Source organism: Ewingella allii, from assembly GCF_044430645.1.
Classification (GTDB): domain Bacteria; phylum Pseudomonadota; class Gammaproteobacteria; order Enterobacterales; family Enterobacteriaceae; genus Ewingella; species Ewingella allii.
Window position 1 is genome coordinate 76,718 of the sequence record NZ_JAWUDN010000004.1, and the last position, 13,470, is coordinate 90,187.

The following is a 13,470-nucleotide window of genomic DNA, read 5'->3' on the forward strand; positions in this document are numbered from 1 at the left end:
TAATTCAACTATTGCGAAGTAAAACTATTTAAGGTGATACCAACCCCTGTTGATAATATCGGAATAGTAATTCCAAAAGTTGGGTCTTTAAGAAACAACCGTCACTACGACGAAAAGCCCAGTCACCTTCAGCAACTGGGCTTTTGCACCATCCAGCCAACCCACAACCCCCCCACACATGTCGACAAAACGCACTTTTATAAACATATCCCCCAGATATGTTTATACCATCGACACGTTTTGGCGATATGTCGATAAAACGCGATTTTATAAACATGTTGTCTGAAGAGGCGTTCTTACAACTCAATCTAAGTTCTCAAACCCTCCCAACTTCCACCCACGTTCCCCAACCCCAGCCATAACCTCTTTCGACGTCAACACATCCAACTCCGCCAATCTTGGGTAGGAATACTTGCTGCTGAGGATGGTGTTATCGATGAATGACGGGTGGCACATGATTTCCAGAGAGTGGTCGCCGCGCTGGTTGGCGTGGTCGAGGATGCTGAGAAACAGCTCCTCTGTGATGCTGTCGCCGTAGAAGGTGCTGTCGAAAGCCGCCGTGCTGCGTGCGCCGCACAGGGGGATGTTGTGCTGCTGGATGGTATCCCGGTCGATGCGCATCGCGACGTCTTGCTGTTGGGCGAAGGCTTCGACGATAGGGAAGATCTGCGGGATCATATGCACGTGGTGGTGGCTGTCGATGTGCGTCGGTTTGCGGCCGAACAGTTTAATAAATCTGGCGAACTGGGCGGCAAGTTCTTGTTTTATCTGGTCGAGGGGCAGGGTGTCGGCTTCGGCCATCTCCCAGATCCATTTACCCAGCTCGCCGTTGTCGCGCACTAAGCCCGGCATCTCGGTGAGAGGTTTACCGAGGGTGAGCACGAAGTGCATGCCGACCGGCAGCTGTGGGTTGGCGGCGCTGAGTTGGGCGGCGTGCTCGGCACCCGGCTGGTTGACCATCGCCGTGGTGGAGCTGACCACGCCGTGGGTGAAGGCGTCGATAATGCCGTAGTTCTGCGCTTTGCAAAGCCCGAAGTCGTCGGCATTAACTATCAGTAACTTATCCATAAATTGCCCTTTGGCAGCCCTCCCGCGAAGGAGGGCGCATAGGTTATTTTAGTTCTGCGATGGCTTTCGCAAAGTTCGGCAGCAGCGCTTCGTGCGCCAGCAGCATGTCGCGGGCCAGCTTCTCGGCGTCTTTGTCGGAATGAATTAGCGGGCTGAGGTTCAGCGCCAGCAGCACATCATTCAACTTGCCGCTCAGAGCCGCTTCGCTCGCCGCAATCTCAAAGCCTTTGATGGTGTAAATCAGGCCCAGCACTTTCTCATCGAAATGGGTAATGCGCGGAGTTGGCGTCGCGCCGTTGCGCCCGATGGTGCAGGTCATCTCGACCGCCCAGTCAGCCGGAATATTATCAATATGCCCGTGGTGGGCGAAATTGACATATTGCTCGGTCTGCTTGTCATTGTAGATGGCGCTGATCACTTCGCACGCCGCGTCGGAGTAATAAGCCCCGCCGCGCAGCTCCAGCTCTTTCGGTTTTACGTTCAGCTCTGGGTCTTTATAAAGCTCGAACAGCTGTTTCTCCACTTTTTGTACCACAGTGGCGCGCGCGCCGCCTTTGTAGAACTCGCCCATCTCGATGGCCAGCATCTCTTTGGGTTTGAAGTAGTAGAGCAAGTAGGAGCACGGCAGCAGGTTGAGCGAGCGGATCAGCCCTTCGCTGAATGGCAGGTCGAAGATGTTTTTTACCGAACCGGCGGTCAGGGTGCCGGAGGCCACGCCGTCCAGCAGCTCGGCAAAGCGCGACTCGCCGTTGACGATGACGTCTTTGATAAACACCAGATGGTTGAGGCCGAACAGGTCAATCGACAGCTCATCCTGCGGGCTAATCTTCAGCACGTCCTGAATGAACATCTTCATGCCGACCGGAATGTTGCACACGCCGATAAACTTCTTGAAGTTGGTGTGGCGAACCACGGCTTCGGTGACCATACCGGCTGGGTTAGTGAAGTTGATAACCCAGGCGTCCGGGCAGATCTCTTCCACATCTTTGATGATGTCGAAAATCACTGGAATGGTGCGCAAGCCTTTGAACAGGCCGCCCGCGCCGTTAGTCTCCTGACCCAAATAGCCGTGGCTCAGCGGGATGCGTTCATCCAGCTCGCGGGCTTTTAACTGGCCGACGCGCAGCTGGGTAGTGACGAAGTCGGCGTCTTTTAATGCTTCACGGCGATTTAATGTTTTATGCAAACTGATGGGCACGCCCGCGCGCTTTATCATGCGCTGGCAAAGGTCGAAAATAATATCCTGCTTCTCTTTACCAGCTTCGACATCCACCAACCATAATTCACTGATCGGCAACTCTTCATAACGTTTAATAAAGCCTTCGAGTAGTTCCGGGGTATAGCTGCTGCCACCGCCAATGGTGACTACTTTAAGTTTTTTAGACATAGGGGCTCCCGTGCAATATGAATGCACTTTAAACAAAGGTAAATATAGGAATGAGTGAAGACTATTATTGAGTCCGCATTAATTCATATACAGTCAGCTATTATTAAATAACTCCTTGCGATAATGCTTAGGCGTAAAGGTGGTTATTTTTTTAAAGTTCTTAATGAACATGCTAGGACTGCTATATCCCGAATCGTATGCAATATCAGTAATAGAGTAATTGGTTATCTCTAATTGCTTTTTGGCGAAATCAACGCGGATCTCATTAATAATCTGCATTGGCGTTTTGCCATAATGGCGCTGAGTGGCGCGCGTTAAATACTCCTGCGATTTCCCCGAGAGTTGCACCATGGTCGACAAAGCTTTATCGCCGAACTGGGTTTTATCGTGCATTTTCTCAATGGTCTCTTTGAGCCAAACCGGCACGTCAGGCGCGATATCAGACTCGCGATGATGACGAATACGGTTGATGGCGTAGAAGGTCACCATCTCAAGAAACTCATTAAACTCGCCGTTTTTGAAGTTGAGAGACGCCACCATCGACTCGATAAAGTTAAGAAACTCACTCTTAATTTTATACACCTGCGAGGCCACAAAGCAGGTCGGCAGCAAGGCCAGATAGTGCTGTTCGAAGAAGGCTTTACTGATACCGACGTTTAATATCCGGGTTGGGCCAAACTCATAGAAACTCTGATGGTTGGAGCCCAGCGGGATAAAGGCGAAATCGCCACGCTCGAGCAGCACTTGCTTGCCGTTGATCTGCTGGTAGTAGCGGCCAGTGAGCACGATGGTGAACTCGTAGTAGTCGTGTTCGTGCAGCCCTGAGATGCTCTCTACCTTGTTGTAGATAAACATGTGGAAATTTTGACCGTCGAATAGTTGATCTTCGCGTGCTGTCTTAATGTCCATACTCAGTAACTGTGGCTGCATGATGACTCCCAACGCTATTTTATTTTCTCGTGAAGCTCAATGATTTCTGTCACTAACTCGCGGGCTAACATGGAGGTCATCAGGTGGTCTTGGGCGTGAACCAGCACCAGACTGACCTTGGTTTTGCCTTCACCGGCGTCGCCTTCAATTAGTTTGGTCTGCACCAAGTGGGCTTCATGCAGCGACTCGCGTGACTTGGCCATCAGCTCCCAGGCCTTGGTGAAATCGCCTTGTTTAGCGACCTTCAGTGCTTCATAGGCCAGGCTGCGCGCCTGCCCGGAGTTAATGATGAGGCCCATCACCACTTCTTCCAGACTGTCTAACTCTTCTTCACTGTCTTCGATGTTGTCTAAATCAAACATGGTTATCTCCCTGAGTTAACTCTTTGGATACTGGGGAGAATCTCCTCTCCCCAGCTTGCCTTAGATTAGAATTTTAGTGATGCAGCAATGTCTTCTTCGCTTTCTTCTTCTTCGATAATCGCCTGCGCTTTGTTCGACAAGATGACGAATGGCATGTAGACCAGCGTGGCAATACCGAGGTTGAACAGGGCGACTAACAGCGCCGCAATGCTGCCGTTACTGTTGAAGAAGGCCCCCAGCCCGGTAGGCATAGTCCAGGGTGCGAGGTTGGTCACCGGCGGGATAATCCCCATGGTGTACGCCGTCAGCGTGATAATGGCCAGAATCGGTTGCACCAGAACGAACGGGATAAACATCACCGGGTTCATGATAATCGGCAGGCCGAACAGGATAGGTTCGTTAATCTGGAAGATGCCGGATGGCAGTGCCAGTTTGGCGACCTGACGGTGGTCCGCACGACGTGATGCGATAAAGATGGCGATGATCAGGCCCAGCGTTGCCCCAGAACCCCCCAACAGGATGTAGGAGTCGAGCATTGGTTTAGCCCAGAAGTGGAAGGTCTGGCCCGCATCCAGCGCGGCTTGTACTGAACCATACTGGTTGTAAATGGCGATGTTCTCCAGCGCCCACGGGGTCATGATGCCGCTGTCCAGCGCGGTTAACGCGAGGGAGCCGTGAACACCAAAGAACCACAACAGGGAGTTGAAAATCACGTATGCCCAGCCCACCACGCTTCCCATTGATGCCAGAGGTTTGGAGATGGAATCCATAATAATCTGGTGGAAGTTGTGGCCGTACAGCCCCAGCAGCCAAGAGATAACCCCGAAGATACACAGGATGATGAAGCCTGGGATCAGTGCTGAGAAGGAGCGGGAGACGGAGGCCGGTACGCTGTCTGGCAGGGTGATAACCCAGTTGCGGCGGATAACAAAGGTAAACATCTCGGCAACCACTAAGCCGATCACCATGCCGGAAATAATGTTCGCGCCACCTAGCCAGTTGGCCCCGACGGCGTAAGCTTCGCCCACGCTATAAGGGGTGACGGTCATAAAGGCGGCCACGGAGAGCAGGCCGGCGGCCAGAGGATCCACTTTGCGCTCTTCGGCTAAGGCCATCCCAATAAAGAACGGCGCCATGAGCGACATAATCCCTAATGTGCCGTTATACACATTGACGCCGATGGTTTTTAAACCGGCCAATGTCTCAATAGTGGAAGCGTCTAAACGAATGCCGAGAGAATAAAAGAAAGAACCCTCGCCGAAACTCAGAAATACGTTATTAATTAAAACGAACATCGCCCCTGCGAGGGTCAGCGGCATTAATCGGATGAAACCATTTTTAATAGCGTTAATATGGGGCTGTCTACCTATTTTTACAGCAAAAGGTAGAAGCACCTTTTCAAGTGAATCAATGGCTTTACTCATTTTTATTTTCCTTTAATGCCGCCTTTTAGACGGCCAGGGTATGAAATTCGCTCTTTGACTGCTGACTCTTTGACTTTTAAGTAATGCAAAATAAAAAATTAATTAATGACTCACAGATTGCTGACTTGATGCTTTAATTAAAGCGACTGCTGATTGAAGAACTTTTAACCCATCAACCTTGCCGTAGTGGATTGAATCAATCACTTCGACAGTTTTACCCGGTAGTAATCTTCTTATCTCATCCAACTTGTAAGCGATTTGCGGGCCGAGCAAAACTAAATCCGCTTCACCGCCTTTTTCTGCCGCCAGTGACTCGGAGAAGGCTTGGATGATGACTGGTACTTGGTGTTTTTCAGCGACGTCGTTCATTTTTTTAACCAGCAACGAAGTGGACATACCCGCCGAACAGAACAAATAAATGACTTTCTTTTCCATAACGTAATCCTCGTTTTTCTGAGAAATAACAGGGCAGAATGATTCGTCCTGATTGTCTCTGCTTGCAGTGAGTATAATCCAGCAGACTCGACGGACGATAATTCATCTCCTGCTAAAATTGTCTCTCCTTGACCAATAGTTATGACTCCCTTCACATTTTGGGGAATTAAACAGCAAGATGGTATTTGAAGTAGGAATGAATAGACGATGAAGCCATTCGTTATACCTATAGAATTAAAGACTATTTTACTGTTTTCGCCAGAAAAGAAGGTTCACGGGAAATTAGCTCTTAACCTAGGAAATTCGCCTGATGCCTAGCGTGCTCTGCTTTCCCCCGTAACGAGAATCACTATCAAGCGCAAGATAACTAATCCGCCTGACGCCTCGGCAAAAATGTGCGGTTCCGCGCTGCCGATGATCGGCCCGCCAATCAGTACACTCGACCCAACACATGCATTAAATACTTCGATATTGATTGAGGTAGCCTCGCCAGCCTCTCTGGCAATGACTGGGTTATATTGAATCTAAACCGCCCGCCGATAGCTGCTGGATGCACATTTATCAATCGGTCCTGTTTAAAAGCCGGACAACCGTCTGCGAGCTATAGGTCTGGAAAACGGCCAGGATATGAAAATCATCAGATCTCTTTCTGCGTTACCCCTTCGTGAATTGAGAGTTACCGGACCACTGGCCGCAAAAACCTTGTTGGGTTCGGGGGCGGTAGCTTTGCTCTTCAGCCTCTCTTATGCCGAGATAGTATTGTTAAACTGGGGCTTGGTGCACTGCTAAGAGTGGGCGCTGCAACATCTGCTATAGCAAACCTTTCTGAGTCGCAAAAAACTAATATTATGTTGGCGGCAATGTCTGGTAAGCAGAGTCTGGTCGACGATTTGTCACCGACGATATTAATTTGGCGATTGGCAATAACCAAACTATTTGGAGTAAAAAGGATGACGACTGAGAAGGGAAGCCCAAGTTATGATTTTGTTATTGGCAGCGATATCGCCCGTGATGGCATGTATGTAGAAGTACGGCTCAAGGATACAAATTCGTTATTAGTACTCGCAGAAATCTTCTTCTCCGACCAAACTCACACTTTTGCCCTCAACTGCTATGTCCAAAATATCCCTCTGGACGTGATACTCGAACTGATCGACATTGCAAAAAAGAGATTGCCTCCCACCCATCAATGACGTTCTGTCATATTTCTCTGCTAATATCCTTCTATATAAGCCCAATTTCTATTAATCACATCAAGAAATAATAAATAGCGTCATTAATTTTGCCTCGACAATGTCAAAAATTGTTTTGTTCAGACGTGCTCTGTTACAGAGTGATTTGTTATCAAATATGTCGACACAGTCTAAAAAGCCTGCCCGTATTGAGTGTATATCCAACAGTTTGAAATCAAAGTGAGCAGTAAAGTATTCAATGTTTCATAAGCTAACAACTGCATACATTGCTGATTAATTAATGATCTGATTTTAAAAGAATCACTCTGGGAACTTTCTCATTTTCTTCTTTGTGACCCTCATCACCTATGTTAATTATTTGTTTGTGGCGCAACACCACTGCAAACACATAACAATAGAAATTGATCAGACAGGGTAATTTATGAGCAAATTTATTAAGCCAATGATTATTGGCGGCGTCGTTATGTCGGTATTATCTGCCAGCGCACAGGCTGAAATCACCGTTTTAGAAAAGAATAAGCAAAGCGATGCTTTGCTCGCGCCATTAAGCGTTAAAGTTGGCGGTAGTATTCGTCCAGAGTGGATTTTTAATAACGGCCCAGAGCCAAGTTATTATAAAAATGGTCACGACGGCGGTACGCGTTTTCGTTTCAGCACTGATTATGCTCTGAGCCAAGATATCTCAATCATTGGTTATTACGAGTTAGGTGTAGATCTGGCGCACGCGCTGAGCTGGGATGACCACTACAACGAAGATGGCCGTCGAGACAAGCAACGCCAGTTATACGCCGGTATTAAAGATGATCGTTACGGTACTTTCACTTACGGTCACCAGTACGGCATTTATTATTCCGTCGTCGGTATTAAAAGTGACGTCTGGGATAACGATGGTCACGCAGGCGCAACCGGTATTGGTGTAAATGGTGATTACGACGGTGCAAATAAACCGAAGAACAGCCTGAAATATACTAACGATTTTGGCCCAGTCACTTTATATGCCAACTACTTATTACCTGAAGATCAAACAACCGCCGGTGGCAATTTAGATTACCGTCGTAATAACGGCGCAGGTATTGGTGCAGATTATAAAATCACTAAAGATTTAGTCTTCAGCGCCGCATATAGTGCCAACAACGCTACTATTAAAGAAACGCCGGAAAACGAAAAAGATTATCATCAGGAAATCTCCGGTACTGCTTTAACCTGGCAGCCGAACAACTGGTATATCGTCGGTACTGCGAGCTACTACAAAAACTTTGTGCCAAGCACGCATGAACAGTCTGTTGACCGTTACTTCGCGGGCAGTGGTTACGGCGTAGAAGGCTTTGTTGGTTACACCTTCAACATCGACCAGCCGTTCCTGAAATCTATCCAGCCATACGTTGCAGCCGATTCCCTGCAATTGAAAGGCGACGAAGATTACCATCAGAACAATGTGTACTTCGGTGCAGGCACCGTTATTGGCCACGGCCTGTCTGTGTATGTAGAACGTACTCTGGCAACCTCAACCAACAACGAAGTGCCAGACTCTACTTGGGTCACCGTATTCTACGACTTCTAATCCCTGTCCTGCGCGGCAACACGCCGCGTAAACAGACAAAGCCAGCGCCGAGAGGTGCTGGCTTTTTTGTTGCTTAAAATGGGTGACATGAATGCGTGAAGCCTCGCAGCGATGAATGTAATTTATGTAAATGGTAGCTAATTAGTGAGGTCGATATTTTAACTCCATCCTTACAGCGTAAAGTGACTGACTTAGTGATACACTTTTAGCTGACAGGATGTCCAAAAGATGAGAGTTTTTAGAACAAAATGGTTCACCAAAGCCGCGAGGTCACATGGGATTAAGGATGTTGCTTTATGTGACGCTCTTAAAACGGTACTTGAAGGTAAAGCGGAGGACTTAGGCGGAGGTGTTTACAAGAAGCGCCTTAATAAGAATAGAGATCGTTCAATTATTCTCGCTAAAGGTGGTCAAAATTGGTTCTATGCTTTTCTTTTTTCTAAACAAGGCAAGTCTAATATTGATGATGCCGAACTCGCTGCGTTCAAGGTTCTAGCTAAGCAATATGCAGCACTGGAAGAAGTAAAACTCACAGAAATGATAAGACAGAATGAATTAGTGGAGATCTGCCATGACTGCTAAAAGTAAGTTCAAAAGCCCTGCGTTTGAAGCTATTCACAGCGCGGCGTCAGGCTTAAGAAGTGTTGATGCTATTAGCCAGGAAACCATGCGGCAATTTGATACAACCTGTTTATCGGTTGTTGACGACTTGCAGCCAGATGAAATCAAATCCCTCAGAAATGGCCTCAATATCAGTCAGCCAGTTTTTGCTAAGTATCTCAACACCAGCGTTTCAACTATTCAGAAATGGGAAACTGGAATAAAAAGGCCGAGTGGTCTGGCACTGAAGTTACTCTCTATCGTGCAAAAACATGGATTGAAAGTGTTGCTCTAAAGGTTGTGATGAGATTTTGTATTTGGCTTTAACACTGGCATAGTGACAGGAATCGATAACTCGAATCTATAGTTCCTGGAAGACAAAAACATGCCCGCTGTAAACCATTGGACCCGCGACCAACTGCTGGTTGCGCTCTCCCTTTATAGTCAGATTCCATTCGGTAGATTGCATTCTAAGAATCCAGATATTATTGAATATGCTCAACGCCTGGGTAGAACACCTGGCTCCCTTGCGATGAAGTTAGTTAACTTTGCCAGTCTAGATCCTTTCATTATTGAGTCTGGGCGCACGGGCTTGAAGGGAGCATCAAAGGCTGACCGCCTTTTATGGAAAGAGATGAATGAAGATATGGCTTCCATTGAAGTTGAGTGCGAACTAGCCATGGACAAGCTGAGTACACTTGGTAGCCCGGCGACGGTGCTTAATGAGAGCGAACCTCAGGATTTCACTGGCAAAGAAAGAACAACCATCGTTAAGGCCCGCGTTGCTCAACAGCTATTTCGCAAGCGTGTGCTTGAGGCCTATGAGTATCGCTGTTGCCTGACTGAGCTTGAAGAACCGGCATTACTGGTCGCAAGCCATATCCGCCCATGGAGCAACGCGGCTGAACATCGTCTCAATCCAAGTAATGGGCTCTGTCTATCAAGCCTGCATGATAAAGCGTTTGATCGCGGGCTGATTTCTTTTAATGATGATTTAGAGATGATCTTATCTCCGGAACTCAAAAAGCTTAACAGTAACTTTGCAGTTGAAAACCTGATTAAATATGAGGGGAGGAGGATTCGTTTGCCGCTATCCTACTCACCTGATATGAGTCAGATTAGATATCATCGCCAGCATATTTTTACTGGCGATGATAATGGGTGATTTTCGTAACTTACTGCAGTTTATAAGAAATAGGGAGTTCTTTACCCACTCTTAAATATTCGTTGTTGCGGCAGGCAACTTTGATGCCGCAGACGATTAAAGCTTCCTGTATTTAGTGAAAGATAGTTTAGATCTACCTCCTGCCAGATATACGCACACCACAAATCACCCACCGCAACTATTAACATCCTCTAAATCACCCCAATAACAAAAACGCCAAAATTATCGTCAATTGGTTTTATTTTTGTGCGATCTGAACAAATAACGCGCAGATATAAGTAGGTGGCTACAAATATAATTTGTTACTGAATGTCCTAAGTTGGGATCATCTACAGGGCAATTATGTTAATAAAAGGTGTTTTCTAAGGCTTATTATCGAGCATTAGCTATTAATCGTGACTTTGATCTCAAAGCAGAGCGAAATGACAGCTTTTTATGCTGCTGATAGGTATCATCCCGCCATTAATGATATGTTTTAAACGATTCATTGGTTTTTTAACGGCGCGCTTGTGGCATTAAAACGTAGTTAAAAATCAATTATAAATAACAGATTGTTTTTTATACCGAGGGATTATGGACAACACACATATTGATACGCAGGTAAATGTCTCAACCAGTACCTGGCGTAAAACCGATACCATGTGGATGCTGGGTCTGTATGGTACAGCTATTGGTGCAGGCGTTCTGTTCTTACCTATTAATGCCGGGATTGGTGGTTTAATTCCGCTACTTATTATGGTCGTACTCGCTTTCCCAATGACCTTTTTTGCTCACCGAGGTCTGACGCGTTTTGTATTGTCAGGTAAAAATGCGGGCGAAGATATTACCGAAGTTGTTGAAGAGCACTTTGGTATTTCAGCCGGTAAGTTAATTACTCTGTTATATTTCTTTGCTATTTATCCTATCTTGTTGGTTTATAGCGTCGCGATAACCAATACGGTCGAAAGCTTTATTACTCATCAGATGCATTGGACGGCGCCGCCGCGCGCGCTGTTGTCTCTGGTCTTGATCCTTGGCCTAATGGCGATCGTCCATTTTGGGCAGGACTTAATCGTGAAAGCGATGAGCATTCTGGTGTTCCCTTTTGTTGCCGTGCTGATGGCGCTGGCGTTTTACCTCATCCCGAACTGGAATACCTCGGTATTTGAAAACGTCTCAATGTCTGGCAATGGCGTGGGCAGCGGCATGCTGATGACGCTGTGGCTGGTCATTCCGGTGATGGTGTTCTCCTTCAACCACTCGCCGATTATCTCTTCATTCGCAGTGGCGAAGCGTAAAGAGTATGGCGAAGGCGCTGAGAAGAAATGTTCACGCATCCTGGCTTATAGCCACATCATGATGGTGCTGACCGTGATGTTCTTCGTGTTCAGCTGCGTGCTGAGCCTCTCTCCGACTGACCTGATGGAAGCGAAAACGCAGAACATCTCTATCTTGTCTTATCTCGCCAATCACTTCTCTAACCCACTGATTGAATATATCGCACCATTTATTGCTTTTATCGCGATCACTAAATCTTTCCTCGGCCATTATTTAGGTGCTCGCGAAGGCTTTAACGGCATGGTGATTAAGTCACTGCGCAGCAAAGGTAAAAATATCGCGCTGCCAACACTGAATCGCTACACCGCTATTTTCATGTTGCTGACGACCTGGGCCGTGGCGACATTAAACCCAAGCATTTTGGGGATGATTGAAAATATCGGCGGGCCTATTATTGCAATGCTGTTATTCCTCATGCCGATGTATGCGATTCGCAAAGTGCCGGCAATGAGAAAATACAGCGGTCATATTAGTAACGTGTTCGTGGTTATTATGGGTTTAATTGCCATGTCTGCGATTGTTTATACTCTTCTGGGTTAATCTTCACCTTTAATAATAAAGAAGGGGCAGGGATGTTCTGCCCCTCTATCCAAAACTTTCCTTCCTGATTTTTCTGACATTTTATTGCCATGGAGTCTAACGTGATTAGCATCTTCGATATTTTCAAAATTGGTATTGGGCCTTCGAGTTCTCACACCGTCGGGCCAATGAAAGCCGGGAAAATATTTAGCGATGAGCTTATCGCCCTCGGCCATATTAATAATACTTCTCGTGTCGTGGTGGATGTTTATGGTTCTTTATCTCTGACCGGTAAAGGCCACCACACGGATTTAGCCATTATTATGGGGCTTGCCGGTAATTTACCCGATACAGTAAATATCGATGCGATCCCTGGTTTTATTCGTGATGTGGAAAGCACGGGCAAGCTGATGCTGGCCAATGGTGCCAAAGAGGTGGAGTTCCCAATGCAGGGCAGCATGAACTTCCATTCCACCAACCTTCCTCTGCATGAAAATGGCATGACCCTGAGCGCCTTCGACGGCGAGCAGCTGCTTTATAGCCAAACTTATTACTCGATTGGCGGCGGGTTTATCGTTGAAGCCAGCCGGTTTGGTATGCAGGAAGAGAGCGCGGTTACCATGCCATTCCCGTTCAAATCTGCCCATGATTTACAGCAGCACTGCAATAATACCGGCTTATCGCTATCCGGCGTGATGATGCAAAACGAACTCGCGGGTCACTCGAAAACTGAGATTGCCGAACATTTTGCGGCTATCTGGGATGTGATGAGCGAGGGCATTACTCGCGGTATTCACACCGAAGGCCTGCTGCCGGGCCCTATGAAAATTAACCGCCGCGCCGCTGCTTTGCGCCGGATACTGGTAACGCAGGATAAGAATAATGTTGACCCGATGGGCGTCGTCGACTGGATAAACATGTACGCCATGGCGGTCAATGAAGAGAACGCTGCCGGTGGCCGCGTGGTGACTGCGCCAACCAACGGCGCCTGTGGCATCATCCCCGCGGTGCTGACTTACTACGATCAGTTTATTCGGCCGGTCAGCCCGGACTCTTACAGCCGCTTTTTCTTAGCCGCTGGCGCGGTGGGCGTTCTGTTCAAAATGAACGCATCTATCTCGGGTGCCGAAGTCGGGTGTCAGGGGGAGGTCGGCGTGGCCTGTTCAATGGCGGCGGCGGGGCTTACCGAACTGCTGGGCGGCAGCACGGCGCAGGTGTTTATGGCGGCAGAAATCGCTATGGAGCATCATCTCGGTTTAACCTGTGATCCACTGGCAGGACAGGTTCAGGTGCCTTGCATCGAGCGAAATGCCATCTCAGCCGTGAAGGCGGTGAATGCTTCGCGTATGGCGCTACGCCGCACCAGCGAGCCACGCGTCTGTCTCGATAAAGTCATTGAAACCATGTATGAAACCGGCAAAGACATGAATTCTAAATACCGCGAAACCTCGCGCGGCGGATTGGCCATCGCCGTTGTGGCGTGCGATTAGTCAAAAAATCTGTTTTCTC

13 protein-coding genes are annotated in these 13,470 nt (G+C 47.7%); 7 read left to right on the forward strand and 6 right to left on the reverse strand.

All coding sequences use genetic code 11. The features are described 5' to 3' along the window. Positions 1-303: 303 nt before the first annotated feature. From chbG to SBO83_RS11130, 6 genes are all read right to left on the reverse strand, one after another. Positions 304-1,068, reverse strand: a complete 765-nt coding sequence (gene chbG / locus SBO83_RS11105) for a chitin disaccharide deacetylase (RefSeq protein WP_396131555.1) — start codon at positions 1,066-1,068, stop codon at positions 304-306. A 43-nt stretch (positions 1,069-1,111) separates the two neighbouring features. Beyond that, positions 1,112-2,455 (reverse strand): 6-phospho-beta-glucosidase, encoded by a 1,344-nt coding sequence (locus SBO83_RS11110; RefSeq protein ID WP_034786892.1) that lies wholly within the window; start codon positions 2,453-2,455, stop codon positions 1,112-1,114. A gap of 93 nt (positions 2,456-2,548) precedes the next feature. Beyond that, positions 2,549-3,385 (reverse strand): transcriptional regulator ChbR, encoded by an 837-nt coding sequence (gene chbR / locus SBO83_RS11115; protein WP_353500833.1) that lies wholly within the window; start codon positions 3,383-3,385, stop codon positions 2,549-2,551. Positions 3,386-3,399: 14 nt separating this feature from the next. Next, entirely contained in the window at positions 3,400-3,747 is a 348-nt protein-coding gene (gene chbA / locus SBO83_RS11120) for a PTS N,N'-diacetylchitobiose transporter subunit IIA (protein WP_034786899.1), read from the reverse strand. Between the two features lie 65 nt (positions 3,748-3,812). Continuing rightward, positions 3,813-5,171 (reverse strand): PTS N,N'-diacetylchitobiose transporter subunit IIC, encoded by a 1,359-nt coding sequence (chbC, locus tag SBO83_RS11125; protein WP_353500834.1) that lies wholly within the window; start codon positions 5,169-5,171, stop codon positions 3,813-3,815. Positions 5,172-5,273: 102 nt separating this feature from the next. Then, complete coding sequence (locus SBO83_RS11130) at positions 5,274-5,606, reverse strand: PTS sugar transporter subunit IIB (protein ID WP_353500835.1); 333 nt, start codon at positions 5,604-5,606, stop codon at positions 5,274-5,276. A 791-nt stretch (positions 5,607-6,397) separates the two neighbouring features. Between SBO83_RS11130 and SBO83_RS11135 the strand changes: the two genes are divergently transcribed. The 7 genes from SBO83_RS11135 to SBO83_RS11165 all read left to right on the forward strand — a co-directional run bounded on the left by SBO83_RS11135 (position 6,398) and on the right by SBO83_RS11165 (position 13,451). Then, positions 6,398-6,799: a hypothetical protein gene (locus SBO83_RS11135; RefSeq protein WP_396131556.1), complete on the forward strand. Its 402-nt coding sequence runs from the start codon at positions 6,398-6,400 to the stop codon at positions 6,797-6,799. Between the two features lie 421 nt (positions 6,800-7,220). Beyond that, entirely contained in the window at positions 7,221-8,360 is a 1,140-nt protein-coding gene (locus SBO83_RS11140) for a porin (RefSeq protein WP_396131557.1), read from the forward strand. A 228-nt stretch (positions 8,361-8,588) separates the two neighbouring features. Beyond that, on the forward strand, positions 8,589-8,942 hold the full coding sequence (locus tag SBO83_RS11145) for a type II toxin-antitoxin system RelE/ParE family toxin (protein WP_396131558.1): 354 nt from the start codon (positions 8,589-8,591) through the stop codon (positions 8,940-8,942). Then, positions 8,932-9,255 (forward strand): helix-turn-helix domain-containing protein, encoded by a 324-nt coding sequence (locus tag SBO83_RS11150; RefSeq protein WP_396131559.1) that lies wholly within the window; start codon positions 8,932-8,934, stop codon positions 9,253-9,255. The genes SBO83_RS11145 and SBO83_RS11150 overlap by 11 nt, the downstream gene beginning before the upstream one ends. 90 nt (positions 9,256-9,345) lie before the next feature. After that, on the forward strand, positions 9,346-10,125 hold the full coding sequence (locus tag SBO83_RS11155; RefSeq protein ID WP_396131560.1) for an HNH endonuclease: 780 nt from the start codon (positions 9,346-9,348) through the stop codon (positions 10,123-10,125). A gap of 573 nt (positions 10,126-10,698) precedes the next feature. Then, positions 10,699-11,982 (forward strand): HAAAP family serine/threonine permease, encoded by a 1,284-nt coding sequence (locus SBO83_RS11160; RefSeq protein ID WP_353500854.1) that lies wholly within the window; start codon positions 10,699-10,701, stop codon positions 11,980-11,982. A gap of 101 nt (positions 11,983-12,083) precedes the next feature. Further along, the gene (locus SBO83_RS11165) at positions 12,084-13,451 is read left to right on the forward strand and encodes an L-serine ammonia-lyase (protein WP_396131561.1); all 1,368 of its coding nucleotides are present in this window, start codon (positions 12,084-12,086) and stop codon (positions 13,449-13,451) included. Positions 13,452-13,470 lie beyond the last annotated feature (19 nt).

Excerpts from the sequence above, each read along its gene's own strand:
- chbG (WP_396131555.1), bottom strand. The coding sequence starts at position 1,068 with ATGGATAAGTTACTGATAGTTAATGCCGACGACTTCGGGCTTTGCAAA.
- SBO83_RS11110 (WP_034786892.1), bottom strand. The coding sequence starts at position 2,455 with ATGTCTAAAAAACTTAAAGTAGTCACCATTGGCGGTGGCAGCAGCTAT.
- chbR (WP_353500833.1), bottom strand. The coding sequence starts at position 3,385 with ATGCAGCCACAGTTACTGAGTATGGACATTAAGACAGCACGCGAAGAT.
- chbA (WP_034786899.1), bottom strand. The coding sequence starts at position 3,747 with ATGTTTGATTTAGACAACATCGAAGACAGTGAAGAAGAGTTAGACAGT.
- chbC (WP_353500834.1), bottom strand. The coding sequence starts at position 5,171 with ATGAGTAAAGCCATTGATTCACTTGAAAAGGTGCTTCTACCTTTTGCT.
- SBO83_RS11130 (WP_353500835.1), bottom strand. The coding sequence starts at position 5,606 with ATGGAAAAGAAAGTCATTTATTTGTTCTGTTCGGCGGGTATGTCCACT.
- SBO83_RS11140 (WP_396131557.1), top strand. The coding sequence starts at position 7,221 with ATGAGCAAATTTATTAAGCCAATGATTATTGGCGGCGTCGTTATGTCG.
- SBO83_RS11145 (WP_396131558.1), top strand. The coding sequence starts at position 8,589 with ATGAGAGTTTTTAGAACAAAATGGTTCACCAAAGCCGCGAGGTCACAT.
- SBO83_RS11150 (WP_396131559.1), top strand. The coding sequence starts at position 8,932 with ATGACTGCTAAAAGTAAGTTCAAAAGCCCTGCGTTTGAAGCTATTCAC.
- SBO83_RS11155 (WP_396131560.1), top strand. The coding sequence starts at position 9,346 with ATGCCCGCTGTAAACCATTGGACCCGCGACCAACTGCTGGTTGCGCTC.
- SBO83_RS11160 (WP_353500854.1), top strand. The coding sequence starts at position 10,699 with ATGGACAACACACATATTGATACGCAGGTAAATGTCTCAACCAGTACC.